The sequence below is a fragment of the Streptomyces sp. NBC_00376 genome (genome assembly GCF_036077095.1).
Taxonomy (GTDB): domain Bacteria; phylum Actinomycetota; class Actinomycetes; order Streptomycetales; family Streptomycetaceae; genus Streptomyces.
The window spans coordinates 844,348-870,583 of sequence record NZ_CP107960.1 but is presented as its reverse complement, the minus strand read 5'-3'; the positions used below and the strand labels follow the sequence as shown (position 1 = coordinate 870,583).

The window sequence follows — 26,236 nt, the reverse complement described above, 5'->3', positions numbered from 1 at the left end:
GGTCCGCCTCAGCCCTTGGCGGCGGACTCGACGGCCTTGTCGATCAGCGGCAGGTAACGGTCGATCACCCACGGCACGGTGAGCGGGTTGATGATCGAGGAGGCGGTGACGAAGGAGTTGTCCTTGCCGGCCACCACGGCGCCGCTCTTGACCGCCGGGATCGCCGCGTACAGAGGCTGCGCCTCGATCTCCTTGCGGGCCTTGTCGTCCATGTAGAACGTGAAGACCAGGTCGCTGTCCTTCAGCTTCTCGGCGTTCTCCAGGCCGATGAGCGCCGAGTCGGTGCCCTTGGTCTCCTTGAAGGTGTTCACCACCGGGTCGACCGTGAGGCCGAGCGAGGAGACCATCTTGACGCGCTGCTCATCGGGCTTGAAGACACCGAGGGTGCCGGGGCCGGTGTTGTAGATGTACGAGAACTTGTAGTTCTTGTACTCCGGCCGGGTCGCCGCCGCGTCGGACAGCTGCTTCTCGATCTTCGAGGTGAGCGTCTTCGCCTCGTCCGGCTGTCCCAGCGCCTTGGCGATGATCTCGATCTGCTGGTCCCAGTCCGTGCTCCACGGCAGATCGGGATAGGCGACGGTGGGGGCGATGTCCTTGAGGATGTCGTAGTCCTTCTGCGTGATCCCGGACCACGGCGCGAGGATGACGTCCGGCTCCAGCTCGGTGATCGCCTCGAAGTCGATGTCCTCACCGCCCGTGAACTGGGTCGGCAGCTTGTCGCCGGACTGCTTCACCGCGTCGTGGATCCAGGGCAGATAGCCCGTCTTGTCGCTTCCCCACTCGTACTTCTCGATGCCCACCGGGGTGTGGCCGAGCGCGATGGCGGTCTCGGCGGAGCCCTGGCCGAGGGTGACGACCCGTTCGGGCTGTTCCTTGATCTCCGCGGTGCCGAGCGCGCTCTTGATGGAGACGGGGAACGCGCCGCCGTTCTTCCCGGACGCGCCGGACGCCTCCTTGCCGTCGTCGCTCGACGAGCAGCCGCCGAGGGCGAGAGTGAGCGCTGCGGCGGCGGCAGTTGCGGCGAGCGTCCGGCGACGCGCGCGGGTGAACCGGGACATGGATGTTCCTCATGTTTGAACGGATGGAGCAGCGGGTCCCCGCGACCGCGTGAGGGCATGCCGAATGAGCGGCCGTACGGGGGTACGACGGGCGGCCCCGATGCAGATTGCAAGGAGTTAGGCAAGCCTAAGCTAAGTCTTTGTGTGGCGGCAACCGGCCCCCTGGGGGGCGCTTCCGGGTCCTCTCGCGCGGATTCGCGCCGCCCCCGGGGCTCGATCGAGTTGCCGCTTTGGTCCAGACCTATTGACGGAAGGTCCGGGTCTCCCTAGCGTGTGGTGAGCCGTGAAATGTGAGACCGCATTCCGCTGGGTTTGTCAGGCGCATGTCATTCACGTGCCAACTCGCCCCGCGCCGGGCCGCCTCGGGCAGCAGCGCCGCCCCGGCGGCGCCGGCCGCGACAGGAAGGGAACTGAGCATGTTCGGTCGGACATCGCGCCTGCTGGGGGTCGGCCTCGCGGCGGCATGTGTCGTACAGCTGCTGGTGGGTGCGGAGTCGAGCGTCGCGCAGGACGAGACCTGCGCGGTCAAGTCGAAGCCCTCCGGAAAGGTTCTCCAGGGGTACTGGGAGAACTGGGACGGCGCCTCCAACGGGGTGCACCCGCCGCTCGGCTGGATACCGGTCACCGACGGCCGGATCGCGCAGCACGGCTACAACGTGATCAACGCGGCCTTCCCGGTCATCCTCTCGGACGGCACCGTCCTGTGGGAGGACGGGATGGACTTCACCGTGAAGGTCCCGACCCCGGCCGAGATGTGCCGGGCGAAGGAGTCCGGACTCACCACCCTGATGTCCATCGGCGGCGCGGCCGCCGGCATCGACCTCAACTCCACCGCCGTCGCCGACCGGTTCGTCGAGACGATCGTGCCGATCCTGAAGAAGTACAACTTCGACGGCATCGACATCGACATCGAGACCGGCCTGACCGGCAGCGGCAACATCAACCAGCTGTCGGCCTCGCAGTCCAACCTCATCCGCATCATCGACGGCGTGCTCGCGCGGATGCCCTCGAACTTCGGGCTGACGATGGCGCCGGAGACGGCCTATGTCACCGGCGGGAGCATCACCTACGGCTCGATCTGGGGCGCGTACCTGCCCATCGTGAAGAAGTACGCGGACAACGGGCGTCTGTGGTGGCTGAACATGCAGTACTACAACGGCAGCATGTACGGGTGCGCCGGGGACTCGTACTCCGCTGGCACGGTCGAGGGGTTCAAGGCCCAGACCGACTGTCTGGACAAGGGGCTCGTCATCCAGGGCACCACCATCAAGGTCCCGTACGACAAGCAGGTTCCGGGGCTGCCGGCCCAGCCGGGCGCGGGTGGCGGTCACATGACGACCGGCCAGGTGTCACAGGCCTGGAACCACTACGGCAACGCCCTCAAGGGCCTGATGACCTGGTCGCTCAACTGGGACGGCTCGAAGGGCTGGACCTTCGGCGACAACGTCAAGTCACTGCAGGGCCGCTGAGGCGCCGCGGCACCCCCTGTGCGACCGGGCGGCTCCGTCGAGGTGGACGGAGCCGCCCTTCCGGCCGGCCGTGACATCGGCCGGCCGGTACGCCGTGCGGTCAGGAACGGGGCTCGGAGGCGTCCAGCATGGCTTCGCGCTCCACGACCTTGATCCGCTCGCGGCCCTGCTCCTCGCCCAGGGCCTTCTCGTGCGCGTCCAGGCGGTACCAGCCCTCGCGGGTGGTGTAACGGACGCCGCGCTCCTCCAGGAAGGCGGTGACGGCCTCCGGCTCGGGCCGGACCGGCGCGGGCAGCCGGCCCTCGGCCTGGTCCTCCAGCAGGCAGGCCACGGTCTCGTTGGCGTCGCCCTTGGTGTGGCCGATCAGGCCGATCGGGCCGCGCTTGATCCAGCCCGTGACGTAGACCGAGGGCATGTGCTCCCCGCCGTCGACGACGCGTCCGGCGGCGTGCGGGACTGTGCCGGAGATCACGTCGAACGGGAGCTTCGGGAGTTCCTGCGAGTAGTAGCCGACCGCGCGGTAGACGCTCTGCACGTCCCAGTCGGTGAAGTCACCGGTGCCCTTGACGTTGCCGGTGCCGTCCAGTTCGGTGCGCTCGGTGCGCAGGCCGACGACCCGGCCGTCCTCGCCGAGGATCTCCACCGGGGACTCGAAGAAGTGCAGGAACAGCTTGTGCGGCCGGTCGCCGACATCGCGGATGGCCCAGTTCTCCAGCGTGGAGGCGACCATGTTGGCCTGCTTGTTGCTCCGCCGGGTCTCGATCGAACCCGCGTCGTACTCGATGTCCTCGGGGTTGACGATGACCTCGATGTTCGGCGAGTGGTCCAGCTCCCGCAGCTCCATCGGGCTGAACTTGGCCTGCGCGGGGCCCCGGCGTCCGAAGACGTGCACTTCGAGGGCCTTGTTGGCCTTGAGGCCGTCGTAGACGTTGGCGGGGATCTCGGTCGGCAGCAGCTCGTCCGCGGTCTTGGCGAGGATGCGGGCCACGTCCAGGGCCACGTTGCCCACGCCGAGGACGGCCACCTTCTCCGCCTTCAGCGGCCAGGTGCGGGCGACGTCGGGGTGGCCGTCGTACCAGGAGACGAAGTCGGCGGCGCCGTGGGAACCGTCCAGGGTGCTGCCGGGGATGTCGAGCGCGCGGTCCGCGTCGGCGCCGGTGGAGAAGATCACGGCGTCGTAGAAGGACCGCAGATCGTCCAGGTCGATGTCGTTGGGGTAGTCGACGTTGCCGAACAGCCGGAGCTGCGGCTTGTCGAGAACCTGGTGGAGTGCCTGGACAATGCCCTTGATCCGCGGGTGGTCCGGGGCCACTCCGTAACGGATCAGGCCGAAGGGGGCGGGCATCCGCTCGAACAGGTCGATCGAAACACCCGGTTCCTGGGCGGCCTCGGATTTCAGCAGCGCGTCCGCTGCGTAGATGCCGGCGGGGCCGGCTCCGACTATGGCGACGCGGACGGGGCGGGTCATCAGGTGCTGGTCCTTAGAACGTGCTGATGCGGGCAGTGCAGCTCAGGGTAAAGGTAAGGCTGGGCTTACCGTGCTCCACGGAACACCGTATCCGTTGCCGGTCCGCGGCCTCGGGGCGGTTCGCCCTACGAGACGTCCGGCCCCTCCGTGCGGTGCTCGAAATGGCGTGAAGTGCACTCGGGTGGCGCGAGCGCGGGATTCGCCCGGCCGTGCGGGGTTCGCTCGAAGAATCGGACAAATGATGGCAGAGTGACCCACATGGATGATCGGGTAGCGGGTGCCCTGTCACTCCCGGACGACTGGCCCGCCCACCCGGATCTCAGCCTCGCCCTGAACCGTATGGGCAGCTTCGACTGGGACCTGGACAGCGGCCTCATGCACATGGACCGGCCCGCGCTCGACGTGTTCGACCTGAGGGTGGAGGAGTACGACAACCGGCCGGAGACGCTGGGGCTGCGGGTGCCGCCGGACGAGGGTGTCCGGCTCGACGCCATGGTCGCGCAGGCGCTCAAGCGGGGGCAGAGCAATTACGGGGCGTACTTCAGGATCAGGCGGCGCGACGGCAGCCTCCGCTGGACCCACACCCAGGGCTTCATCCGGCGGGACGGCACCGGCCGCCCGCACCGCATCATCGGCATCGTCCGCGACGCGACCCAGGAGCTGGTCGACTCCACCGCCCGTCGCGAACTGGACACGGAGCGGCGCCGCCGCACCAGCCTGGTGGACGGCACCACGGCCGCGCTGGCCCACGCCCGCACCGTCGGCGACGTCATCGAAGTGCTGAAGAACTCCCAGGGGCTGGCGCATCTCGGCGCGACCAGCCTGGTCATGGGGCTGATAGAGGCCGGACGCATCCATCTGGTGGCCGACGGACCGGAGGACTCCTTCGTGCCCGGCACCCGGTACACCCGGACGGACGAGCAGTACCCGATGAGCGAGGTCGTGCGCACTCTCACCCCCCGCTTCATCGAGTCCGCCACCGACTTCGCCACCTCCTACCCGATCCTGTGGCCCCACATCAGCCACCTCGGCATCACCTCGGCCGCCTATCTGCCGCTGATCGCCCAGGCCCGCCCCATCGGCGCGCTCGGCCTGCTCTACAGCGACAAGGACGGCTTCACCGGCGACGAACGCAATCTGCTGGTCGCGCTCGGCAGCTCCATCGCGCAGAGCCTGCAACGGGCCATGCTGTACGAGCAGGAACACGACCTCGCCGAGGGCCTCCAGCAGGCCATGCTGCCGCGCAGGATCCCGGACGTGCCGGGGGCGCAGATCGCCGTCCGGTACCGCTCGGCCCGGTTGGGCCGGGACATCGGGGGCGACTGGTACGACGTCATTCCGCTGCCCGGCGGCCGGGTCGGGGCCGTCATCGGGGATGTGCAGGGCCACGACACCCACGCGGCGGCCGTCATGGGGCAGCTGCGCATCGTGCTGCGCGCCTACGCGGCCGAGGGGCACAGCCCCGCCACCGTGATGGCGCGGGCCTCGGTCTTCCTGCACGAGCTGGACACGGACCGCTTCGCGACCTGCACCTACGCCGAGGCCGATCTGACGACCGGGGTGGTGCAACTGGTCCGGGCCGGCCATGTCGACCCGCTGGTGCGCGAGAGCGACGGCAGCTGCCGCAGGCTTCCCGCGGAGGGCGGGCTGCCGCTGGGGCTCTCGGCCGAGTTCGGGCGGCTCGAATACCCGGTCAGCACCGTGGAGCTGGACCCCGGCCAGACCCTGGTGATGTTCACCGACGGGCTGGTGGAGATGCCGGGCGCCGATCTCGACGAGGGCATCCAGCTGCTGACGGCCATGGTGCGCAACGGTCCGCGGGACCTCCAGCGGCTGGCCGACCGGCTCTGCGAGGAGGTCGACGAGCGCGGCGGCGAGGACGACGTCGCCGTCCTGATGCTGCGCCGCAAGGCCGCCCACGCGCCCCAGCCCGGCGGCCGCCTCCAGCAGCACGTCGCGCAGAGCGACCCGGAGGCGCTGAGCTCCGCGCGCCACATGATCCGAGCAGCGGTGCGGGCCTGGGGCGCCAAGGCGCGCGCCGACGAGGTCGAGCTGGCCGCCGACGAGCTGATCACCAACGCGCTCATGCACACCGACGGCGGGGCCATCGTCACCATCCGGGTGCTCACCGGCCCCGAGCGGCGGCTGCGGGTCGACGTCGAGGACCGCTCCAGCGCGCTGCCCAGACGCCGGGACGCGGGGGAGGCCGGGGTGTCCGGGAGGGGGCTGATGCTGGTGGACCGGCTGGCGGACCTGTGGGGCGTGGAGTCCCGGGGCAGTGGCAAGTGTGTCTGGTGCGAATTCGTCATCCCGGCACACGAGTGACAGAAACGCACTTCTTTACCTGATAGTAACGGAACGTAACATGTCTGTACTTGACCGTAACCGATCACGAGCGATTGACTGCGACTCCACAAGTCTTTGGCGACTCCGTCAGTCCTTGTCTTCGACAACATGAGGATCCGTTGGGAACTGAGCTGCTGGCCCCCCTCGATCTTGCCTTCTGGCACCTCGAATCCGATGCCCACCCGATGCACCTCGGCGCGCTCGCCGTCTTCTCCCCGGCCCCCGGCCCGGCGCACGGCGCCGACGCGGTGACCGTGCTCGAACTGCTGGGCGCACGCGCCGCCGCCATTCCCCGGCTGCGGATGCGGGTCAGGGACGTACTGCTGCCCGTCGGCGGTGCGGCCTGGTTCGTCGACAAGGACTTCGACGTCCACCGGCACATCGGGCGGGTGTGGCTGACCGGTGCGGAGGCGCGGGACGAGGACGGCGGTTTCATGGCGGGTGCCACCCGGCTCGCCGGTGAACTGATGGAGCGGCCGCTCGAACGGGGGCTGCCGCCCTGGCAGATGTACGTGATCGGCGGCGCCGACGGCGGCCCCTTCGCGGTGCTCGTCAAACTCCACCACGCGCTGGCCGACGGCATGCGCGCGGTCGCCATCGGCGCCGGGATCTTCGACGAGATCGCCGCCGTCGGCCGGACCCGCGCCGGAACCCCCGCCGGCCGGGCGCGCGCCGTACCGCCCCGCTCCTGGATGCCCGGCCCGCGCCAGGTCGCCGGTTTCGCGCTCGGCCGGATCGAGGATCTCGGGCGGGCGTTCGGCGTCGGTGCCTCCATGGTGCGGGCCAGCCGCCTCGATCCGCGCGGCACGCCCGCGCTCACCGCGAGCTCCAGCGGCACCCGGCGGCTGGCCACCGCGGACCTGGACCTCGAAGCCGTCCAGCGGATCCGCCGCGCCGCGGGCGGCACGACCAACGACGTCCTGCTCGCGATCGTCGCCGGGGCGCTGCGCCGCTGGATGCGCGAGCGCGGCGAACCACTGCCCGTCGAGGACCCGCGTGCCCTGGTGCCGGTCTCCCGGCGCAGGCCGGGCCAGGCCGCGGCGACCGGGAACAAGCTCTCCGCCTATCTGCTCGGGCTCCCGGTCGGCGAACCCGACCCGTGGCGGCGGCTCGCCGTCGTCCGCGCCGCCATGGACCGCAACAAGGCCGCGGGTCCCTTCCGCGGCGCCGGCGCGGTCGCCGTGCTCGCCGACCAACTTCCCTCGCTGGCCCACCGCTTCGGTGCGCCGATCGCCGGGAACGCCGCCAGGATGCTCTTCGACGTCCTGGTCACCAGCGTGCCCCTGCCGCGCTCGGCGCTCTCGCTCGGCGGCTGCCCGCTGCGCGCCGTCTACCCGATGGCGCCGCTCGCCCGCGGCCAGTCCCTCGCCGTCGCGCTGTCCACGTACGGCGGTCGGGTGCGGGTAGGCCTGGTCGCCGACGGCAAGGCGCTGCCCGATCTGGACAGGGTGGCACGCTGTGCCGACGACGAGCTGGCCGAGCTGCTCGCGTTGCTGCCGACGCACTGAGTTGACGCCCGCCCGGGACCGGCCACGGAAACGTTGCCCCCGATCGGTCATAGATCGGACAGGTATCCAGGAAAGTGCCACAATCAGTGGCCGCTGAGGTGTTGACGTGCCCAAGTGATCCGATGAATATTCGCTGTGTGCAGGAAGCGATCATCGGGGAGGGCGGCGGAAGCATGCGGCGCAACAGGCTGGGAAGCAGCGCGGTCGAGGTCACCGAGCTGTCCTTCGGGGCGGCGGCCATCGGCAATCTCTTCACCGCCGTCGACCCGGCACGGGCGGCCGCCGCGGTCGACGCCGCCTGGGACGAGGGCGTCCGCTACTTCGACACCGCGCCGCACTACGGACTCGGCCTCTCCGAACGGCGGCTGGGCGAGGCCCTGCGCTCCCGGCCCCGCGACTCGTACGTGCTGTCCACCAAGGTGGGGCGGGTGCTCGACCCGCTGCCCGCCGACGCCACCGGCTCCGGCTACAACGCCGACGGCCTCTCCGAGGGCTTCGCCGTACCCGCCACCCACCGCCGACGCTGGGACTTCAGCGCCGACGGCGTACGCCGCAGCATCGAGGACAGCCTGGAGCGACTCGGGCTCGACCGTATCGACATCGCCTATCTGCACGACCCCGACGACCACGCGCGGGCCGCGTTCGACGAGGCGTACCCGGCACTGGAGAGGCTGCGCGCCCAGGGCGTCGTCGGCGCCATCGGCGCCGGGATGAACCAGACCGCGATGCTGACCCGGTTCCTGCGCGACACCGACGTCGACGTGGTGCTCTGCGCCGGGCGCTACACCCTCCTCGACCAGTCCGCGCTCGACGAGCTGCTGCCCGAGGCGGCCGCCCGGGGCCGCAGCGTGGTCGTCGGCGGGGTCTTCAACTCCGGGCTGCTCGCAGACCCGCGCCCCGGCGCCACGTACGACTACACGGCCGCGCCCCTCACCCTCCTGGACCGGGCCCTGCGGATCAAGGCCGTCACGGAGGGCCACGGCGTCCCGCTGCGGGCCGCCGCCCTCCACTACCCGCTCGCCCACCCGGCCGTCGCCACGGTCCTCGTGGGCACCCGCTCCCCGGACGAGGTGCGCGACGCCGCCGCCCTGCTCCGCCGCGAGATCCCGGACGAGCTCTGGGACGAGCTGCGCGCCGAGGGCCTGCTGACCGAGAACGGACACTGACATGAGAATCGCCCTGCACACCAAGGTCCGCGCCGACCGCATCGAGGAGTACGAGGCCGCGCACCGCGAGGTCCCGGCGGAGCTCACCGCCGCGATCCGCGCGGCGGGCGCCACGTCCTGGACGATCTGGCGCAGCGGCACCGACCTCTTCCACGTCATCGACTGCGAGGACTACGCCGCACTCCTCGCCGAGCTGGAGCAGCTCCCCGTCAACATCGCCTGGCAGGCCAGGATGGACGAACTGCTCGACGTCGCGCACGACTACTCGGCCGACGGCGCCGCAGCCGGGCTCCCGGTCGCCTGGGAGCTGTGACATGACCGGTCAGGAACGGATCGTCGACGCCCACCACCATGTGTGGGACCTCTCGGTACGCGACCAGGACTGGATCACCGGCGAAGAACTCGCCCCGCTCCGGCGGAACTTCACCCTGGCCGACCTGGAACCCGAGGCGCGCGCCGCCGGGGTGCGCGCCACCGTCCTCGTCCAGACCGTAACCGTCGCGGCGGAGACCCCCGAGTTCCTGGCACTCGCCCACGACAACGACCTCGTCGCGGGCGTCGTCGGCTGGTGCGACCTCACGGCGCCGGACGTCGCCGACACCCTGGCCCACTTGCGTGAACTGCCCGGCGGTGACCGGCTCGTCGGCATCCGCCACCAGGTCCAGGGCGAGCCCGACCCCGGCTGGCTGCTGCGCCCCGAGGTCCTGCGCGGACTGCGTGCCGTCGCCGACGCCGGGCTCGTCTACGATCTCGTCGTACAGGCCCGCCAACTGCCCGCCACCGTCCAGGTGGCGGCGCTGCTGCCCGAGCTGGCCTTCGTGCTCGACCACGCCGGCAAGCCTCCCGTCGCCGCAGGTGAGTTGAGCCCCTGGGCGGACGACATCAGGGCGCTGGCCGCCCGCCCCAACACCGTCTGCAAACTCTCCGGCCTGGTCACCGAGGCCGATGTGCGCTCCTGGAGCGTGCGCGACCTGCGCCCGTACGCCGACACCGTCCTCGACGCCTTCGGCCCCGACCGGCTGATGTTCGGCTCGGACTGGCCCGTGTGCCGGCTCGCGGCGACGTACGAGGAGGTCGTCGACACGGCACGCACCCTGACCGACGCCCTCACCGGGGACGAACGGGCCCGGGTCCTCGCCACCACGGCCGAGCGGGTCTACGGCCTCTGAGAGCCACCACGGCCGAGCGGGTCCACGGCCTCTGAGAGCCACCACGGCCGAGCGCGTCCACGGCCTCCGACAGGCACCGGACCGACGCTTTTGGCAGGCTGGGACCATGCCCGAACTGCCGGAAGTCGAAGCCCTGCGGGTCTTCCTCGACGACCACCTGGTCGGCAAGGAGATCGACCGAGTCCTGCCGCTCAACGTGAGCGTCCTCAAGACGTACGACCCGCCGCTGTCCGCCCTTCACGGTGGTGCGGTCACCGGCATCGCCCGGCACGGCAAGTTCCTGGACATCGGCGCCGGGCCGCTGCACCTGATCACCCATCTCGCGCGGACCGGCTGGCTGCGCTGGAAGGACGCCTTCCCCGCCGATCCGCCGCGCCCCGGCAAGGGGCCCCTGGCGCTGCGCACCGTGCTGACCGGCGGCGACGGCTTCGACCTCACCGAGGCGGGCACCACCAAGCGCCTCGCCGTGTACCTGGTGCACGACCCGGCCCAGGTGCCGGGCATCGCCCGGCTGGGCCCCGACCCCCTCGCCGACTCCTTCGACCGCGACGCGTTCGCCGCGCTGCTCGCCGGGGAACGCCGCCGGATCAAGGGCGCGCTGCGCGACCAGTCGCTGATCGCCGGCATCGGCAACGCATACAGCGACGAGATCCTGCACGTCGCGAAGATGTCGCCGTACCTGCTCACCGCGAACCTCACCGACGAGCAGATCACCGCGCTCCACACGGCGATGCGCACCACCCTCCAGGACGCGGTGGCCCGCTCCAGCGGACTCGCGGCCGGGAGGCTCAAGGCCGAGAAGAAGAGCGGGATGCGGGTCCACGGGCGCACCGGCGAGCCCTGCCCGGTCTGCGGGGACACCATCCGCGAGGTGTCGTTCAGCGACTCCTCGCTCCAGTACTGCCCGACCTGCCAGACCGGCGGCAAGCCGCTGGCCGACCGCCGCCTGTCCAGGCTGCTGAAATGACCCGCCGCGGGGTGCGCGGGCGGGCCGGTACGCGAAGAAGCGGTGAATCACCAGGCCCCGCACCCCCGTGCGCGCTCTACACTCCGGCCCATGCTGCGCGTACTCGCCGTCGACGACGAAGAACCCGCCCTGGAGGAACTCCTGTACCTCCTGCGCGCCGATCCCCGGATCCGCAGCGCCGAGGGGGCCACCGGGGCCACCGAGGCGCTGCGCCGCATCGGCGCCGCCGTCGAGGCGGGCCCGGACGACCCGGCCGCCATCGACGTCGTGTTCCTGGACATCCACATGGCGGGCCTCACCGGTCTCGACGTCGCCCAGCTGCTGGCCGGCTTCGCCGCGCCTCCCCTCATCGTCTTCGTCACCGCCCACGAGGGCTTCGCCGTCCAGGCGTTCGACCTGAAGGCCGTCGACTACGTCCTCAAACCCGTACGCCGCGAGCGGCTGGCCGAGGCGGTGCGCCGGGTCGCCGAACAGGTGGGCGACCGCTCCGCGCCCGTGCTCGACACCGCGGGCGACCAGATCCCGGTGGAGCTCGGCGGAGTCATCCGGTTCGTCCCGATCGACGACATCGCCTACGCCGAGGCTCAGGGCGACTACGCCCGGCTGCACACCGCCACCGGCAGCCACCTCGTCCGCGTCCCCCTCACCACACTGGAGGAGCGCTGGCGCTCCCGGGGCTTCGTGCGCATCCACCGGCGCCACCTCGTCGCCCTGGGCCGGATCGACGAACTCCGCCTCGACGCGGGCAGCATGAGCGTCCGCATCGGCACCGCGGAGCTCGCGGTGAGCCGCCGCCACACGCGGGCGCTGCGTGATCTGCTGATGCGCCAGACCGGCCGCTGACCAGCGCCGACCAGGATCCGGCCCTTCCCACGGCGGTCCGGCGCCGCATACACTCCGGGCCCATGTCCGCAGAGCCAGCGCCCCGGCGCGAAGTGGTGACGGGGGAGCCCCGGCGGGTGCGCCCGCTGCCGCGCTACCGCACCCAGTCGGAGATCGACGAGCAGACTGCGCTCGGCGGCGCCTACGTCCGTTCGCTGATGCGCAGCCAACTGCGGGCCGGGCTCACCGCGTTCACCGTCCTCGCCGTGGTCGTCGGGACGCTGCCGCTGGTCTTCGAGGCCCTGCACAGCGCCGCGCTCGTCTGGGCGGTCCTCGGCTTCGCCGCCTACCCGCCGCTCACCCTGATCGCCTGGTGGTACGTGCGACGGGCCGAGCGCAACGAACGCGACTTCGCCCGGCTCGTGGAAGGCCGCCCCGCACAGTGAGCCGTACGTACGCGGTGGCGGCGGTCGCCGCCGTCGTCCTCGCGACTGTCCTCGTCGGCGGCTTCGGACTGCGCATCTCCCGCACCACCTCCGACTTCTACGTCGCCTCGCGCACCGTACGGCCCCGGCTCAACGCCGCCGCCATCAGCGGCGAATACCTCTCCGCCGCCTCCTTCCTCGGCATCGCCGGCCTGGTGCTGGTGCACGGCCCGGACATGCTCTGGTACCCGGTCGGCTACACCGCGGGCTATCTGGTGCTGCTGGTCTTCGTCGCCGCACCACTGCGCCGCTCGGGGGCGTACACACTGCCCGACTTCGCCGAAGGAAGGCTGGAATCACGGCAGGTGCGCAGACTGGTCAGCGTCTTCGTGGTCGCGGCGGGCTGGCTCTACCTCGTACCGCAGCTCCAGGGCGCGGGGCTGACGCTCAAGATCCTCACCGGGGCGCCCGGCTGGCTCGGCGACGTGCTCGTGGCTTCCGTCGTCGTCATCGCCGTCGCCGCGGGCGGCATGCGCTCCATCACCTTCGTCCAGGTCTTCCAGTACTGGCTGAAACTGACCGCGCTCCTGGTCCCCGCGATCTTCCTGGTGCTCGCCTGGCAGGGCGACGGGCGCCCCCGCGTCAGCTTCGACGAGCAGCTCTCCGTCTTCCGCGCCGACCACCCGCTGTACGCCACCTACGGGCTGATCGTCGCGACCTTCCTCGGCACCATGGGGCTGCCGCACGTCGTGGTCCGCTTCTACACCAGCCCCAACGGCCGCGACGCCCGGCGCACCACGGTCGCCGTCCTCGCCCTCATCGGCGTGTTCTACCTGCTGCCCCCGGTCTACGGAGCCCTGGGCAGGCTGTACGCCCCCGAGCTGATCCACGGCGGGGACGCGGACGCCGCCGTGCTGCTGCTCCCCGGCCGGATCGTCGGCGGACTCGGCGGGGACCTGCTCGGCGCGCTCATCGCGGGCGGCGCGTTCGCCGCGTTCCTGTCGACCGCCTCCGGGCTCACCATGGCCGTCGCCGGGGTCATCACCCAGGACGTCCTGCCCTCGCGCGGGGTACGGCACTTCCGGCTGGCCACCGTCCTCGCCATGTGCGTACCGCTGGCCGGTTCGCTGATCGTCAGCCGGGTGCCGGTGGCCGACTCCGTGGGCATGGCGTTCGCCGTCTCCGCATCCTCCTTCTGCCCGCTGCTGGTCCTCGGTATCTGGTGGCGGCGGCTCACCCCGCCCGGCGCCATCGCCGGACTGCTGCTCGGCGGCGGCTCCGCGTTCCTGTCCGTCGCCATCACCGTCAGCGGCGCGGTCCGCCCGCCGGGCTGGCCGCACTCCCTGCTCGCCTGGCCCGCAGTCTGGTCGGTGCCGGTCGGCTTCCTCGCGATGATCCTGGTGTCCCTCGCCACCCCCGGCCGGATACCCCCGGGCACCAACGCCGCCATGACCCGCTTCCACCTGCCCGAAGCACTGACGTCGGGGAGGCACCGATGACGAGCGCCGGATACGCCGCACTCGTCCTGCTCGCCCTGCTGCTGCTCGGCGCGGGTTTCCTGCTCGGCCGCCGCACCGCCCGGCCCCTGCGCACCAGCGACGTCGGGACCCCCGTCGAGCACGCCACCTTCGAGACCCTGCACACCGCCTCGCTCGCCGCGCCCCCGCTGCGCGCCGGGCTCACCGAGGAGAGCGCCCGCAGGTCCGCCCGCCGGCTGCGCTCCCTGCTCGGCACGGAGGCGCTCTGCCTCACCGACCGCGACCGGGTCCTCGTCTGGGACGGCGAGGGCGAGCACCACGGCCGCCACGTCATGGACCAGGTGCGCGACCTGCTCGCCAGCGGCCGGGACACCGCCTTCCGCAGCGACTGCGACGACCTGGACTGCCCGCTGCGCTGGGCCGTCGCCGTGCCGCTCACCGTCGACAACCGGGTACTGGGCACCCTGATCGCCTACGCCCCGCGCGAATCCGCGGTGCTGGCGCGCGCCGCCGGAGAGGTGGCCCGCTGGGTCTGCGTACAGCTGGAACTTGCCGAGCTCGACCGCTCCCGCACTCAGCTCATCGAGGCCGAGATCAGAGCGCTGCGGGCCCAGATCTCCCCGCACTTCATCTTCAACTCGCTCGCCGCCATAGCCTCGTTCGTCCGCACGGACCCGGAACGGGCCCGCGAACTCCTGCTGGAATTCGCCGACTTCACCCGCTACTCGTTCCGCAGCCACGGCGACTTCACCACCCTCGCCGACGAACTCCACTCCATCGACCAGTACCTGGCACTGGTACGCGCCCGCTTCGGCGAACGGCTCCTGGTCACCCTCCAGGTCGCCCCCGAGGTACTGCCCGTCGCCCTGCCGTTCCTCTGTCTCCAGCCGCTCGTCGAGAACGCCGTCAAGCACGGCCTCGAAGGGGCCGTCACCTCCAGCCGCATCACCATCAGCGCCCTGGACGCCGGCTCCGAGGCCGAGGTCGTCATCGAGGACGACGGCACCGGAATGGACCCGGAGCGCCTGCGCCACATCCTGCGGGGCGAGGGCGGCCACTCCACCGGAATCGGGCTGCTCAACGTCGACGAACGGCTGCGCCAGGTGTACGGGGACGACTACGGCCTCGTCATCGAGACGGGCATCGGCGCCGGGATGAAGATCACCGTACGACTGCCGAAGTACCGTGCCGGGGTGCACGGTTCCTGACCGGCCGACCGGGTCCCTGTCAGTGGAGATGGATCGCCAGATGCCCCAGCGGCAGCCCCAGTTGCCAGGCCGGCGTCCACACCTGGGCCGCCTCCTCCGCGTCCGGCCCGTCTCCCGCCGGCTCCCAGGGCGGCGGCGCGATGGCGTCGAGGTCGGCCGCGAGCAGCTCGGTCTCCTCCAGCCAGCGCCAGGCCGCGCGGGCCAGGGCCAGATCGGGATCCGGGCCCGCCGTGCCGGACACCGGGGCCGCGTCGAGCGCGTCCAGCCGCTCACGGACCCAGCCGCACCACGTCGCTCCGTAGGCCGTCAGCAGGCGCAGCTCGTCCAGCCGGGCCGCGGGCAGCGCATCGGCCACCGCGCCGTCCGAGAGGAATATGGTGAGAGCGAGGGCATCGCGCCCCGCTCGGTACTCCAGTGTGGACGGCTCCATCAGATCGCCGGTCCGCAGCAGTTCATCGGCGATGTACTCCGCGTACATCCAGGCCATCGGGACCTGCAGCCCGGCCCCACCGGTTCCATCCTGACGCTCCGGGCACATCCCGTCTCGCCTCTTTCTCTGTTCGGTACCGCGCTTCACGGAGCATTGAACCGGGGGAGCGCGCCCCGCGTGGCCAGAAGGACAGGATCCGTCACCACCGGATGCGTCGACGACACGAGGATGCGATGACCGCCGATCCCGGGGAGGGCCCGCACGTGCGCCATGCGCTGGGCGCCTACGTACTCGACGCGCTCCCGGCGGGCGAGACCCGCACGGTCTCCCGCCATCTGCAGTCCTGCGACCGCTGCGCCGCCGACTACGTGGAGGCCGCGGAGGCCGTCTCGCTGCTCGCCCTGCTGCGCGAGGAGGACCTGCTGGAGTAGCCGGGGAGGTTGTGGGAGAGCCGGCGCAGCGCGTAGTAGGAACGCGACTTGACCGTGCCCACCGGAATGCCGAGAACCCGGGCCGTCTCGTCCACGGTGAGCCCGCGGAAGTACATCTGGACGAGGACCGCGCGGTGCTCCGGACCGAGGGTGCGTACCGCGTCGCGTACGTCGAGTGCCGAGACCGTGGCGTCGGCGGGGTCCTCGCCGGCCGGGGTGGTCTCCAGCACGGCGTCGCCGACCTCGGTCGGCCGGGCCTGCCTGGAGCGGCGCGCGTCGATCGCGAGCCGCCGCGCGACCGTGAAGAGCCAGGGCCTCATCGAGTCGTACGGGGCGTCGAAGGCCTCCGGATGCTGCCAGGCCCGGACCAGGGTCTCCTGGAGCAGGTCCTCGGCGCGCTGCCGGTCGCCGAAGGTCAGACCGAGCAGGAAATGCAGGAGGGCGGGCCCGTGTTCCCGCTGCAGATCCGCGAGGGTCCGCTCATCGGTCGTCGTGATGGTCATCGTGAACGCCCTTTCCACCGAGGCCCTGCGGCTTCGCTGCCGACTGGCGTATACGAACGCATCGGGGCGCCGAGGAACAGGCGGTGGGCGGCCTCGTGCGACGAGCGGTCGCACAGTGCGGCGAATGGTGCGGTGAACGGTCGGGCGGCGGCCCGGCAGCCGGCGCCCGATCACCCGATCAGCCCGTCCCCGTCCCCGTTGCGGAGGTGTTCGCCATGTTCGACTTCCGGTACGAGTAGCCGAAGTAGATGACCAGACCGATCAGGAACCAGACCACGAAACGCACCCAGGTCTGCCACTGGAGGAAGGTGATCAGCCAGATCGAGAACACCACCCCGAGCGCCGGGACGAACGGCATCCCGGGGGTGCGGAACGTGCGCGGCAGCTCCGGCTGCTTGTAGCGCAGCACGATCACCGCGATGCACACCACGACGAACGCCAGCAGAATGCCGATGTTGGTCAGCTCGGCGGCCTCGCCGATCGGCAGGAACCCGGCGATCAGGGCCGAGGCGCCACCGACGATCCAGGTCACCCGGGTCGGCACGTGCCGGGTCGGGTGGGTCTTGGCGAACCACTTCGGCAGCAGCCCGTCACGGCTCATCGAGAACCACACCCGGGTCACGCCGAGCATGAAGGTGAACATCACCGTGAGGATGCCGATGATCGCGCCCACCGCGATCACATCGGCGAGCCGGTCGAGCCCCACCGACTTGAAGGCCGTGGAGAACCCGGACTCCGGGTCGATGTCCTTGTAGCTCTGCATTCCCGTCAGTACCAGGCACGCCGCCACGTAGAGCACCATGGAGATCCCGAGGGAGTACAGGATCGCCTTCGGCATGTGGCGCTGGGCGTCCTTGGACTCCTCGGCCGCCGTCGACATGGCGTCGTACCCGAACACCGCGAAGAACACCGTGGCCGCACCGGTGAAGGCTCCGCTGATCCCGAACGGGAAGAACGGGGTGTAGTTGGCGGTGTTGATGTGGAACACACCGACGCCGATGACCAGCAGGACGACGAGGACCTTCAGGACGACCACGACCGTCTCGAAGCGGGCCGCGTTCTTGATGCCGAGGGTGAGCAGGTACGCGACGAGCAGACAGAGCAGCGCGGCGAACAGGTCCACCTTGTGGCCGTCGCCGGTGCCGGGCGCGCCCAGCATCCACTTCGGCACTTCGAGCCCCATCTCCCCGAGCAGGAAGCTGAAGTAGCCGGAGATGCCGATCGCGACCACCGCCACGATCGCCGTGTACTCCAGCAGCAGGTCCCAGCCGATGAACCAGCCCACCAGCTCGCCGAGCACCGCGTACCCGTAGGTGTAGGCGGAGCCGGCCTTCGGGATGAGGCCCGCGAACTCCGCGTAGCTGAACGCGGCCGCGGCACTCGCCACACCCGCGATCAGGAACGAGACCAGGACGGCGGGACCGGCGGTACCGTTCGCCACCGTGCCGGCGAGGGTGAAGATGCCCGCGCCGATGATGCCGCCCACGCCGATGGCCGTGAGCTGCCACAGCCCGAGCGTTCTGGTGAGCTGAGTGGTGGCTTCCCCCGCAGGCCCTTTTTCGTCGATCCGCTCGATCGGCTTGCGGCGCAGCACACCCTCGCCCACTCGGAGCCTTGCCATGAGTCACCTCTCCGCTGACGGCTGTCCCTGACGGGCGCTCATGATGGCCCAGGCGGAGCCGGTGCGGAGGAAGGCGTGCCGTCCGTCGGAGTGAAGGATTCCGCGGCGCCTACGGGACCACCGTGACGGGCCAACGGCCCGCCTTCACCAGCCGGATCGCGACCGAGCCGATGAACCTGTGTCCGGCCGATTCCGACGCGCCCACGACCACGGCGTCCGCCTTCAGTTCGTCCGCCGCGGTCACGAGCCCGTTGTAGGGGTCGCCGCGGAAGGTGTGGAACTCCCAGCGCACGTCCCATATTTCCTTCACCCGTCGGGTCGACTCCCGGATCTCGCTCACCAGTCCCTCCGCGACCTCGCCGGTCGTATCGGCGATCGGTGCACCCAGCGCGGCCCCTGCGGGCAGCACCGGCTGGACGTAGACGAGGGCGAGCATGGCGCCCTGGCGGCGGGCGAGCCCCGCAGCGTAGGCCGCGGCACGCATGGAGGAATCGGACCCGTCGAGGCCTGCGACGATCACTTTCGGGCCGTCTGTGCCACGTTCGAACTTATGAGGCTGCGGTTCTGTCACGGCAGTGAGGCTATCCGCTGCTCGGGCCCACTTTGGAGCGGGCTGCGGCACGGCCTCGGCCGGGGCTGCCGGATGCCCCGCCGGGGATCCCTCCATCGGGTGCAGAACCGTCCGGGGCCGGGCGCTTCGGCCCCGGCGTCGGGACCGGCCCGAAACGCCCGTCGCCCCGGGTCCCGCGACGGGACCCGGGGCGACTTCTCGGTCGGCACCTACCCTGCTGTCAGTGCGAGCGGCGCTCCCTGCGACGGCGTACCACCAGGACGGAGCCGGCGACCGCTGCCACCGCCGACGCCGCCCCGGCGGCGATCTCCACCGTGTTCATCGTGCCGATGCCGCCGCCGAGCCCGCCCTGCGCACCGGCCGGGGCCACCGCGGGACGGGTGGCCGGTGCGGGAGCCGCGGCGATCGTGAGACCGGACTTCGCCGTGGGGTCGGGCGACGTGCTGCAGATGAACGTCACTTCGTAGGAGGCGCCGGGTCTCGCGTCCCAGTCGACCGTGGCCGCTCCTGTGCCACCCGCGGGGATGGTGACGGTGTCGAAGACGGCCGAGCCGGCGGTTGCGGTTGTGGAGCACCCCCGGGCGGCCAGGGTGACCCGGCTTCCCGGCGTGATCACCGACGGGGTGACGGTGAATCCGGTCGCGGAGGACGCGCCTCCCGACGTCGTTCCGTACGCGGCTGCGGACGGAGCGGTCAGGGCGAGAGCGGCGGCGCCTAGCAGGGCGACGGGTGCGACGCCTATTGCGCGCATGGGTGAGCCTCCGGATCCCCGAGGAGCACTTGCGGAACGAGTTTCCACAAAGCGTCAGAAATGCACCTCGACGTGCCAAACGCTAGGAGCCGTGCATACCGCCCGCGATCGGAGTGCGCCACTCGGGCTCCGGGTTCGCCCGAGCGGCGCACTCCGGCCGCGTTCTGACGGACCGCTAGCCGCCCGCGGCGCGGGGGAACAGATCGAGGAACGGTGCCGCGGTGGCCGAGATGCCCCGCCCGAAGGGGGAGTCGAAGTCCCAGATCAGGAACAGCAGAAAGGCGATCAGAACACTGAAGAGGCCGGCCAGCAGGAGTTCGCGGAACGTTCTGCGGATCTGCAACGTGAACATCAGCCCGATGGTCACCAGGGCTCCGATGATCAGGCCGAACCAGACCACGCCCGGCATGGTCGCACCGGCGCTCTGCCCGCGTGCGCTGCGCGAGTCGTCGGCCGCGGCCACCTCGTCGACCAGTGGCTGATATGCCTGCCCCTCGTGGTCGTTCCTCGGCCGGTACTGGGTGACATCGGCGCGCACCTTGGCCAGCAGGCGGGTCCCTTCGGGGGTGAGGCTGCCGTGCTCGCTCATCGCCCGCCACTCGTCGTTGACGACGTGGTGGACGTAGGCGTCGACATCGGCGCGGATGCGGGAGCGCACCTCGGCCGGGTAGACGGCGGAGCGGACACTCACCTCGTGCAGTGCCTGGGCCTCCTGACGTACGTATTCCTGCGCGGCGCCACGTCCCTCCCAGACGCCCGCGATGGCGAGGCCCAGCACGATCGCGTAGACCACGCCGATCATCATCGTCATGTACTCGATGACGTCAGGAGTCTCGGACGGGTCGTCGTCCTCCCCGATCCGGCGGTTGTTGAGTACGGCGATGGTCAGCACGACGGCGCTGGCCGCGACCATGGCGAGGGCGAGAACAAGCCATTCCGACATTGTGATCCTCCGGGGGTCAGCGGGAGCGGGGACGCAGTACGGCGACGGCGAACACCGCGGGCGCCGTGATCAGCAGGGTGAGGTTGACCAGGGAGGTGCCGTGCCGCACGGCCTTGCGCGGCGGCTTGCGGTAGGTGGGCAGCGCCACGGGCCGGGGTGTGGGGCGTACGGACGGCGAGGGGGACGGCGTCGGTGTGGGTGACGGCGTGGGTGTGGGCGCCGGTGCGGGGGGTGGCGGCACGGGCACCGGCTTCGCCCGCGTCGGTGCGGGTGGCGGCGGAGGTGGCGGAGGCGGAGGTGGCGGGGGAGGCGGTGGCGGTGGCGGAGGTGCCGGCCGTGGCGTGGGTGGTGGCGTCGGCTCGGGAACCGGGCCCGCGTGGCAACTGCCGTCGCCCGAGGTGGCGACCGACGAACTGCCGCCGCTCTCACCGATGGAGGCGTACGCGCAGCTGTCCGCGACCGCGGGCACCGGAGCGCCGAGCAGCCAGAGAAGGGCGACGGCTGCCGTGAGCCGTCCTATGAGTGATCCGTACACGACCGGGAGCATGTTCCGGCAGCTCACGGGACACGCGGAGCGAGGGCGGGATTCGCCTGATGGTGGGGACCTGGAGCGGCGGGTGTTTGCCGTCGGGGGAGGGGCCGGGACCAGGCATAACCCGGCAGGGACGGGGCCGGTGCCCGACGTCATGGGTGGTGCGAGTGTCCTTGGCAACTGGGACGAGCCGTACGGAAGTTGACGCGTCCGGCCGGGCCGCCCAGTGAAGTGGCGGTGAAGCGGCCGAACATTGCCTCATTGGTAAAGAATGCTTCCAAAGGCGTCACCGCCAAGGCATTTGTCACCGCCAATCGATCCGGCGGACTCAACTGCCGGTACATCGCCGGCCATCCGGTCCGGAACTGAATCCGCCGATGCGAAACCGGCGCCGTCGCCGGATTCATCAACAACCAAGGCCGCAACGGCGCATGGGGCTGCAGACGCGTCGCAGGGACCGTCCGGCATCGAATGTCACCCGCAGCGACGGCCCGGTTGCACATGCCACTGGTGTGTGACCAATAACGGACGGCTAATTTCCGTTTCCGCTCGCTCTCTTGGCAGTCGATCAGTAGCCTCTGGACAACACTGACCATGAACATGGCCGGATCGCCGTGGCGACTTGTTGGAGACATCGATGGAGCGTCCCGCCTGGGCACCGCGAGGCATTGACATTTCAGTGCCGAGCGTGTCTCGAATGTACGATTTCTATCTGGGCGGATCGCACAATTTCGAGGTGGACCGGGAAGCGGCACGCAAGGCCATGGAGTTCATGCCGGGACTCCCCAAGATCATGCAGGCGAATCGCGCCTTTATGCGGCGAGCCGTGCGTTACGCGGTGAGCGAGGGCATCAGTCAGTTTCTGGACATCGGTTCCGGAATACCGACCTTCGGCAATGTGCACGAAGTCGCCCAGGCGGCCGACCCCGAGGCCCGGGTGGCGTACGTCGACCACGACCCGGTCGCGGTCGCGCACAGCCGGGCCGTGCTCGAAGGAAACGACCGGGCGGTGATCGCCGCCGCCGATCTGCGCAGTCCGCGGGAGATCGTGAAAAGCCCGGAGATCTCCGGACTGCTCGACCTGGACCGCCCGGTGGCCCTGCTGCTGGTCGCGGTGCTCCACTTCATCGAGGACTCCGACGACCCGCAGACCGCGGTCGCCGAACTGCGCGAAGCGCTCGCCCCCGGCAGCATCGTCGTCGTGACCCACGCCTCGTACGAGGGCCTTCCGCTCACCCGGGATGAGGCGGGCGGCGCGGTCGACGTCTACAACAACATCCGCAACCCCCTGGTCATGCGGTCCCGCGACGAGATCGCCCGCTTCTTCGAGGGGTACGAGATGGTGGAGCCCGGCCTCGTGTCGATGCCGAACTGGCGCCCGGACGCCCCGGTGGTGACGGAGCAGGAGGACCCATACACGTTCTCGGGCTTCGCGGGAGTGGGACGCAAGGCGTGAGCATCCCCGCCCAGTCGTCCGGTGCGCCGGACACGGATCCCGACGGCCCCGAGGATCGGCTCCGGCGATTCGCCACGATCTGGAGCCGGGCCATCTTCCCCTCGACGGCCACCTCCTTGACGCGCACCGAGTTCGAACAGCATCTGCTGCCGCTGGCCCGCGAGCTCAGCGACATCCTGCACGCCCGGCCCTTCGACGCGGCGCCCGCGGTCGAGGTGGGGGCCGCCCTGGTCACCGCGCACTGCACCGATCCGGACGCGCTGAGCAGCACGCTCGGCGTCATCGACTCGTACCTGGTGCTCTACTGCGGAAACAACGGCGCCACGGCGTTGTCGACCGAGGACGGCAGAGCCCGCTGCGCGCGGATCCAGCACACCCTCGCGGGCGGCTTCACCCAGGCGCTGCGCGAGCGCACCCTGGCCGAGCAGGAGGCCATCGCCCGATCGGCGCTGACCGCCCGCACCGACGCCGAACACGCGCTGCACGCCACCGAGGCGCGCTTCCGCGCCGTCTTCAAGGACGCGGCCATCGGCATCGGCATCGCCGACCTGGACGGCAAGGTGCTGGAGGTCAACGACACCCTCACCCGGATGTTCGGCGGGCTCGACCACCATGTGCGCAGCCACAGGCTCAACGAGTGGGTCCACCCGGAGGACTCGCCGCACGTGTGGAAGTACTACGACGAGCTGGTGCGCGGCGAACGCGAGCACTACCGGGTCGAGAAGCCGTACTACCGCAACGACGGGACCGTGCTGTGGACCAATCTGACGGTGTCGCTGCTGCGTGACGCCGACGGCAAGCCGCAGTACCAGCTCGCGCTGATGGAGGACACCACCGAGCGCCGGCTGCTCAATCTCCGGCTGCGGTACGAGGCCACCCATGACGCGCTCACCGGCCTGCCCAACCGGACGCTGTTCTTCGAACGGCTGGAGAAGGCGCTGTCCGCCGCCGACAGCAGCCGGTTCGGCCTGTGCTACCTCGACCTGGACGGCTTCAAGGCGATCAACGACAGCCTCGGCCACGCGTCGGGGGACCGGCTGCTGGTCGAGGTGGCCGACCGGCTGCAGAGCTGTGCGACCGCGCCCGGCGAGATGGTCGCCCGGCTCGGCGGCGACGAGTTCGTGGCCCTGACCACCGGACCCGACACCGAGACGGAGGTCGCCGAACTCGCCTGCCGCATCCTCGGCGTGCTCGGCACCCCGATCCGTCTGGACGGCCGCGAGCTGACCGTACGCGGATCCATCGGGGTCGTCGAAGGACCGGCCCGCGAGCGCAACGCCGCCGAGGTGCTGCGCAGCGCCGACATCACGATGTACCGGGCCAAGTCGGCGGGCGGCAATCGCTTCGAGCTCGCCGACGACGAGGCCGACGCACGGGCCATCACCCGGCACGGGCTGACCACCGCGCTGCCCGCCGCCCTGGAGCGCGGCGAGTTCTTCATCGAGTACCAGCCGCTCGTGCACCTCGACGACGGCACGGTGCACGGTGCGGAGGCGCTGGTGCGCTGGTGCCACCCGCAGCACGGGGTGCTCGGCCCGGACCGCTTCATCCCGCTCGCCGAGCACACCGGGCTGATCGTGCCGCTGGGCCGCTGGGTGCTGGAGGAGTCCGTACGCCAGGCCAACTTCTGGCAGGAGAGGCACACCGACGGCGGTCCGCTGCGGATCAACGTCAATCTCTCACCGACCCAGCTGCACCATCCGCGGCTGGTCGCCGAGACGGTCGACGTGCTGGAGCGCTCGGGGCTCGAACCCGGGGCGCTCTGCCTGGAGGTCACCGAGTCCGCGCTCATCGGCGCGGACGACGACCTGCTCAAGCCGCTGCGGCAACTGGCCGAAATGGGCGTGGACATAGCGCTCGACGACTTCGGCACCGGGTACTCGAACCTGGCGAACCTGCGCCGGCTGCCGGTGAGCGTGCTCAAGCTGGACCGTTCCTTCACCATGGGCATGCAGCAGCACCCGGCGGACCCGGTCGATCTGAAGATCGTCGAGGGGATCGTCTCGCTGGCGCACAGCCTGGACCTCGCGGTCACGGTGGAGGGCGTGGAGACCGGCGCCCAGGCGGAGCAGCTGCGCAAGCTGGGCTGCGACACGGCACAGGGCTGGTACTACGCCCGGCCGGGTGCGCCCGACCGGATCCACTCGCTGCGGCTGGCCGACGCCGTGTGAGGCGGCGGGTACGGGGCCTCCGGCCGGCCCCGTACCCGCCCTCGGCGCTCAGGCCCGTCCGGCGGCGAGCAGCACCTTCTGGAGCTCGCGTGCCGCGCGCGGCGGAGCCACGTCGCTGCGGTGCGCGAGCGCGATCGTGCGCCGCAGCCCGGGGCGGGCCAGCGGTGTGGTCCGCAGGTCGTGGCCGGAGCGGACGGCGACCATGCTCGGCACCACGGCGATCCCGAGCCCCGCCCGTACGAAGCCGAGCACGGCGTCCATCTCGCCGCCCTCCACCGTGAACGACGGCTCGAAACCCTCCGCCCGGCAGGCGGCGACCGTCAGCTCCCGCAGGTCGTAGCCGTGCCGGAACATCACCAGGGGCTCGCCCTGGAGGTCGGCGATCCGTACGCTCCCGCCCCGGCCGGGCCGCGGCTCCCGCGCCGAGGACACCACGACCAGGTCCTCCCGGAGCAGCTCCACCGTGGTCAGCGCGGGCGACGCGGCGGGCAGCGGCAGCACCACCAGCGCGAGATCGAGCGCGCCCCGCGCCAGCTCCCGCACCAGGTCGAGCGAGCCGCCCTCCTCCAGCAGCAGCCGGATCCCCGGATGCCGGTCGTGGAAGGCGCGCAGCACGTCGGGGAGCAGGCCGGTGCAGAGGCTGGGCGTCGCACCCAGCCGGACCCGGCCCCGGCGCAGCTGCGCGAGCTCCTGCACCTCGTGGCGTGCGGTGTCCGCGTCAGCGAGGATCCGGCGGGCCAGCGGCAGCAGGGCCTCGCCCGCGTCGGTCAGCGTGATGTTTCCGCGCGCCCGGCTGAACAGCTCCGCCCCCAGCTCGCTCTCCAGCGCCCGGATCTGCTGGGAGAGCGAGGGCTGCGAGACATGCACCTCCTCGGCGGCCCGGGTGAAGTGCCGGGTCTCGGCCACGGCCACGAAATACATCAGCTGCTGGAACTGCATACACCCACCCTACCGAGGTCGATAGCCTCAGCCTATGAACATGAGCTGTTCCATGTCTTGGACTGATGAGGTGGATCGGTTCTAGCGTCGTGTCCATGGCATTGGCAACCCGGACGGACCGACGGCCGTCCATGACGCGTACGCTCTGGGACTCGTCCCTCGGCAAGAAGACGGTCATGGCCGTGAGCGGCCTGATCATGCTCCTCTACTTGGTCGTCCACATGATCGGCAACCTGAAGATCTTCTTCGGGGCCGGCGAGTTCAACCACTACGCGCACTGGCTGCGGACCATGGGCGAGCCCTTCCTGCACTACGAGTGGGCCCTGTGGATCGTCCGCGTCGTGCTCGTCGCGGCGGTGGTGCTGCACGCCGTCTCCGCGTACCAGCTCAGCCGCCGCGACATCAGGGCGCGCCCCGCCAAGTACGTGCACCGCAAGCCGCGTGCCACCTATGCCACCCGCACCATGCGCTGGGGCGGGATCATCCTCGCCCTGTTCATCGTCTGGCACATCCTCGACCTGACGACGGGCACCGTGCACTCCGGCGGATTCCAGTCCGGCCACCCGTACCAGAACGTCATCGACACCTTCTCCACCTGGTACGGCAACACGATCTACATCGTCGCCATGCTCGCCCTCGGGCTCCACGTCCAGCACGGCTTCTGGAGCGCCGCCCAGACACTCGGCGCGGGGAACGCGACCCGTGACCGCGTCCTCAAGACCATCGCCAACGCCCTCGCCGCGGTGCTGACGCTGGGCTTCATCTCCGTACCCGTCGCCGTCATGACCGGAGTCGTGAGCTGAC

Annotated in this window: 25 protein-coding genes; 15 read left to right on the top strand and 10 right to left on the bottom strand. The window is 70.8% G+C overall.

Annotated elements, in window-relative coordinates:
- Nucleotides 1-8: 8 nt before the first annotated feature.
- Nucleotides 9-1,058, bottom strand: a complete 1,050-nt coding sequence (locus OG842_RS04085) for an iron-siderophore ABC transporter substrate-binding protein (RefSeq protein ID WP_328512081.1) — start codon at nucleotides 1,056-1,058, stop codon at nucleotides 9-11.
- 416 nt (nucleotides 1,059-1,474) lie between these two features.
- On the opposite strand from OG842_RS04085, the gene OG842_RS04080 reads away from it, so the two are divergent.
- Nucleotides 1,475-2,527: a chitinase gene (locus OG842_RS04080; RefSeq protein ID WP_266727509.1), complete on the top strand. Its 1,053-nt coding sequence runs from the start codon at nucleotides 1,475-1,477 to the stop codon at nucleotides 2,525-2,527.
- A gap of 100 nt (nucleotides 2,528-2,627) precedes the next feature.
- On the opposite strand, the gene OG842_RS04075 is transcribed toward OG842_RS04080, so the two are convergent.
- Nucleotides 2,628-3,995, bottom strand: coding sequence for an FAD-dependent oxidoreductase (locus tag OG842_RS04075; protein WP_266727507.1), 1,368 nt, complete (start codon nucleotides 3,993-3,995; stop codon nucleotides 2,628-2,630).
- A 258-nt stretch (nucleotides 3,996-4,253) separates the two neighbouring features.
- Here OG842_RS04075 and OG842_RS04070 point away from each other — a divergent pair, with 258 nt between their 5' ends.
- From OG842_RS04070 to OG842_RS04025, 10 genes are all read left to right on the top strand, one after another.
- Nucleotides 4,254-6,320, top strand: a complete 2,067-nt coding sequence (locus tag OG842_RS04070) for a SpoIIE family protein phosphatase (protein WP_266727505.1) — start codon at nucleotides 4,254-4,256, stop codon at nucleotides 6,318-6,320.
- A 140-nt stretch (nucleotides 6,321-6,460) separates the two neighbouring features.
- On the top strand, nucleotides 6,461-7,849 hold the full coding sequence (locus OG842_RS04065; protein ID WP_266727503.1) for a wax ester/triacylglycerol synthase family O-acyltransferase: 1,389 nt from the start codon (nucleotides 6,461-6,463) through the stop codon (nucleotides 7,847-7,849).
- Between the two features lie 173 nt (nucleotides 7,850-8,022).
- Entirely contained in the window at nucleotides 8,023-9,015 is a 993-nt protein-coding gene (locus OG842_RS04060) for an aldo/keto reductase (RefSeq protein WP_266727501.1), read from the top strand.
- A gap of 1 nt (nucleotide 9,016) precedes the next feature.
- Nucleotides 9,017-9,328: an L-rhamnose mutarotase gene (locus OG842_RS04055; RefSeq protein WP_266727499.1), complete on the top strand. Its 312-nt coding sequence runs from the start codon at nucleotides 9,017-9,019 to the stop codon at nucleotides 9,326-9,328.
- 1 nt (nucleotide 9,329) lies between these two features.
- Nucleotides 9,330-10,184, top strand: a complete 855-nt coding sequence (locus tag OG842_RS04050; protein ID WP_266727497.1) for an amidohydrolase family protein — start codon at nucleotides 9,330-9,332, stop codon at nucleotides 10,182-10,184.
- Between the two features lie 106 nt (nucleotides 10,185-10,290).
- Nucleotides 10,291-11,151 carry an Fpg/Nei family DNA glycosylase gene (locus tag OG842_RS04045; protein WP_266727495.1) on the top strand — a complete coding sequence of 287 codons (861 nt, stop codon included), beginning with the start codon at nucleotides 10,291-10,293 and terminating at the stop codon, nucleotides 11,149-11,151.
- Nucleotides 11,152-11,241: 90 nt separating this feature from the next.
- Nucleotides 11,242-11,994 (top strand): LytR/AlgR family response regulator transcription factor, encoded by a 753-nt coding sequence (locus OG842_RS04040; RefSeq protein ID WP_266727493.1) that lies wholly within the window; start codon nucleotides 11,242-11,244, stop codon nucleotides 11,992-11,994.
- A 62-nt stretch (nucleotides 11,995-12,056) separates the two neighbouring features.
- A complete protein-coding gene (locus OG842_RS04035) occupies nucleotides 12,057-12,419 on the top strand; it encodes a hypothetical protein (protein WP_266727491.1) in 363 nt (120 codons plus the stop codon).
- Entirely contained in the window at nucleotides 12,416-13,897 is a 1,482-nt protein-coding gene (locus OG842_RS04030) for a sodium/solute symporter (protein ID WP_266727489.1), read from the top strand. The genes OG842_RS04035 and OG842_RS04030 overlap by 4 nt, the downstream gene beginning before the upstream one ends.
- Nucleotides 13,894-15,084 (top strand): sensor histidine kinase, encoded by a 1,191-nt coding sequence (locus OG842_RS04025; RefSeq protein WP_266727487.1) that lies wholly within the window; start codon nucleotides 13,894-13,896, stop codon nucleotides 15,082-15,084. Before OG842_RS04030 ends, OG842_RS04025 begins: the two co-directional genes overlap by 4 nt.
- 19 nt (nucleotides 15,085-15,103) lie before the next feature.
- Here OG842_RS04025 and OG842_RS04020 read toward each other — a convergent pair whose 3' ends face one another.
- Complete coding sequence (locus OG842_RS04020; RefSeq protein ID WP_266727485.1) at nucleotides 15,104-15,622, bottom strand: hypothetical protein; 519 nt, start codon at nucleotides 15,620-15,622, stop codon at nucleotides 15,104-15,106.
- A gap of 125 nt (nucleotides 15,623-15,747) precedes the next feature.
- Between OG842_RS04020 and OG842_RS04015 the strand changes: the two genes are divergently transcribed.
- The gene (locus tag OG842_RS04015) at nucleotides 15,748-15,945 is read left to right on the top strand and encodes a zf-HC2 domain-containing protein (RefSeq protein ID WP_266727483.1); all 198 of its coding nucleotides are present in this window, start codon (nucleotides 15,748-15,750) and stop codon (nucleotides 15,943-15,945) included.
- Here the strand turns inward: OG842_RS04015 and OG842_RS04010 are convergent.
- From OG842_RS04010 to OG842_RS03985, 6 genes are all read right to left on the bottom strand, one after another.
- The gene (locus OG842_RS04010) at nucleotides 15,879-16,448 is read right to left on the bottom strand and encodes a sigma-70 family RNA polymerase sigma factor (RefSeq protein WP_266727481.1); all 570 of its coding nucleotides are present in this window, start codon (nucleotides 16,446-16,448) and stop codon (nucleotides 15,879-15,881) included. The genes OG842_RS04015 and OG842_RS04010 overlap by 67 nt on opposite strands.
- Before the next feature lie 178 nt (nucleotides 16,449-16,626).
- Nucleotides 16,627-18,069, bottom strand: coding sequence for an amino acid permease (locus OG842_RS04005; RefSeq protein WP_266727479.1), 1,443 nt, complete (start codon nucleotides 18,067-18,069; stop codon nucleotides 16,627-16,629).
- A 109-nt stretch (nucleotides 18,070-18,178) separates the two neighbouring features.
- Complete coding sequence (locus tag OG842_RS04000) at nucleotides 18,179-18,640, bottom strand: universal stress protein (protein WP_266727477.1); 462 nt, start codon at nucleotides 18,638-18,640, stop codon at nucleotides 18,179-18,181.
- A 220-nt stretch (nucleotides 18,641-18,860) separates the two neighbouring features.
- Entirely contained in the window at nucleotides 18,861-19,391 is a 531-nt protein-coding gene (locus OG842_RS03995; RefSeq protein WP_266727475.1) for a hypothetical protein, read from the bottom strand.
- A gap of 175 nt (nucleotides 19,392-19,566) precedes the next feature.
- Nucleotides 19,567-20,334 (bottom strand): bestrophin-like domain, encoded by a 768-nt coding sequence (locus tag OG842_RS03990; RefSeq protein ID WP_328512080.1) that lies wholly within the window; start codon nucleotides 20,332-20,334, stop codon nucleotides 19,567-19,569.
- Between the two features lie 16 nt (nucleotides 20,335-20,350).
- Nucleotides 20,351-20,482: a hypothetical protein gene (locus OG842_RS03985; RefSeq protein ID WP_266727472.1), complete on the bottom strand. Its 132-nt coding sequence runs from the start codon at nucleotides 20,480-20,482 to the stop codon at nucleotides 20,351-20,353.
- Between the two features lie 1,021 nt (nucleotides 20,483-21,503).
- On the opposite strand from OG842_RS03985, the gene OG842_RS03980 reads away from it, so the two are divergent.
- Nucleotides 21,504-22,322 (top strand): SAM-dependent methyltransferase, encoded by an 819-nt coding sequence (locus tag OG842_RS03980; protein WP_266727471.1) that lies wholly within the window; start codon nucleotides 21,504-21,506, stop codon nucleotides 22,320-22,322.
- Nucleotides 22,319-24,493, top strand: a complete 2,175-nt coding sequence (locus OG842_RS03975; RefSeq protein ID WP_266727470.1) for a putative bifunctional diguanylate cyclase/phosphodiesterase — start codon at nucleotides 22,319-22,321, stop codon at nucleotides 24,491-24,493. The genes OG842_RS03980 and OG842_RS03975 overlap by 4 nt, the downstream gene beginning before the upstream one ends.
- Nucleotides 24,494-24,541: 48 nt before the next feature.
- On the opposite strand, the gene OG842_RS03970 is transcribed toward OG842_RS03975, so the two are convergent.
- Nucleotides 24,542-25,432 (bottom strand): LysR family transcriptional regulator, encoded by an 891-nt coding sequence (locus tag OG842_RS03970; protein WP_266727468.1) that lies wholly within the window; start codon nucleotides 25,430-25,432, stop codon nucleotides 24,542-24,544.
- 95 nt (nucleotides 25,433-25,527) lie between these two features.
- On the opposite strand from OG842_RS03970, the gene OG842_RS03965 reads away from it, so the two are divergent.
- The gene (locus tag OG842_RS03965; RefSeq protein ID WP_266727466.1) at nucleotides 25,528-26,235 is read left to right on the top strand and encodes a succinate dehydrogenase; all 708 of its coding nucleotides are present in this window, start codon (nucleotides 25,528-25,530) and stop codon (nucleotides 26,233-26,235) included.
- Nucleotide 26,236 lies beyond the last annotated feature (1 nt).

Coding starts and splice junctions, on each gene's coding strand:
- OG842_RS03990 (WP_328512080.1), bottom strand. CDS start 20,334: ATGTCGGAATGGCTTGTTCTCGCCCTCGCCATGGTCGCGGCCAGCGCC.
- OG842_RS04010 (WP_266727481.1), bottom strand. CDS start 16,448: ATGACCATCACGACGACCGATGAGCGGACCCTCGCGGATCTGCAGCGG.
- OG842_RS04055 (WP_266727499.1), top strand. CDS start 9,017: ATGAGAATCGCCCTGCACACCAAGGTCCGCGCCGACCGCATCGAGGAG.
- OG842_RS04085 (WP_328512081.1), bottom strand. CDS start 1,058: ATGTCCCGGTTCACCCGCGCGCGTCGCCGGACGCTCGCCGCAACTGCC.
- OG842_RS04015 (WP_266727483.1), top strand. CDS start 15,748: ATGACCGCCGATCCCGGGGAGGGCCCGCACGTGCGCCATGCGCTGGGC.
- OG842_RS04075 (WP_266727507.1), bottom strand. CDS start 3,995: ATGACCCGCCCCGTCCGCGTCGCCATAGTCGGAGCCGGCCCCGCCGGC.
- OG842_RS04020 (WP_266727485.1), bottom strand. CDS start 15,622: ATGTGCCCGGAGCGTCAGGATGGAACCGGTGGGGCCGGGCTGCAGGTC.
- OG842_RS04060 (WP_266727501.1), top strand. CDS start 8,023: ATGCGGCGCAACAGGCTGGGAAGCAGCGCGGTCGAGGTCACCGAGCTG.
- OG842_RS04035 (WP_266727491.1), top strand. CDS start 12,057: ATGTCCGCAGAGCCAGCGCCCCGGCGCGAAGTGGTGACGGGGGAGCCC.
- OG842_RS04070 (WP_266727505.1), top strand. CDS start 4,254: ATGGATGATCGGGTAGCGGGTGCCCTGTCACTCCCGGACGACTGGCCC.
- OG842_RS04080 (WP_266727509.1), top strand. CDS start 1,475: ATGTTCGGTCGGACATCGCGCCTGCTGGGGGTCGGCCTCGCGGCGGCA.
- OG842_RS04050 (WP_266727497.1), top strand. CDS start 9,330: ATGACCGGTCAGGAACGGATCGTCGACGCCCACCACCATGTGTGGGAC.
- OG842_RS03980 (WP_266727471.1), top strand. CDS start 21,504: ATGGAGCGTCCCGCCTGGGCACCGCGAGGCATTGACATTTCAGTGCCG.
- OG842_RS04040 (WP_266727493.1), top strand. CDS start 11,242: ATGCTGCGCGTACTCGCCGTCGACGACGAAGAACCCGCCCTGGAGGAA.
- OG842_RS04005 (WP_266727479.1), bottom strand. CDS start 18,069: ATGGCAAGGCTCCGAGTGGGCGAGGGTGTGCTGCGCCGCAAGCCGATC.
- OG842_RS03995 (WP_266727475.1), bottom strand. CDS start 19,391: ATGCGCGCAATAGGCGTCGCACCCGTCGCCCTGCTAGGCGCCGCCGCT.
- OG842_RS03965 (WP_266727466.1), top strand. CDS start 25,528: ATGGCATTGGCAACCCGGACGGACCGACGGCCGTCCATGACGCGTACG.
- OG842_RS03970 (WP_266727468.1), bottom strand. CDS start 25,432: ATGCAGTTCCAGCAGCTGATGTATTTCGTGGCCGTGGCCGAGACCCGG.
- OG842_RS04025 (WP_266727487.1), top strand. CDS start 13,894: ATGACGAGCGCCGGATACGCCGCACTCGTCCTGCTCGCCCTGCTGCTG.
- OG842_RS04045 (WP_266727495.1), top strand. CDS start 10,291: ATGCCCGAACTGCCGGAAGTCGAAGCCCTGCGGGTCTTCCTCGACGAC.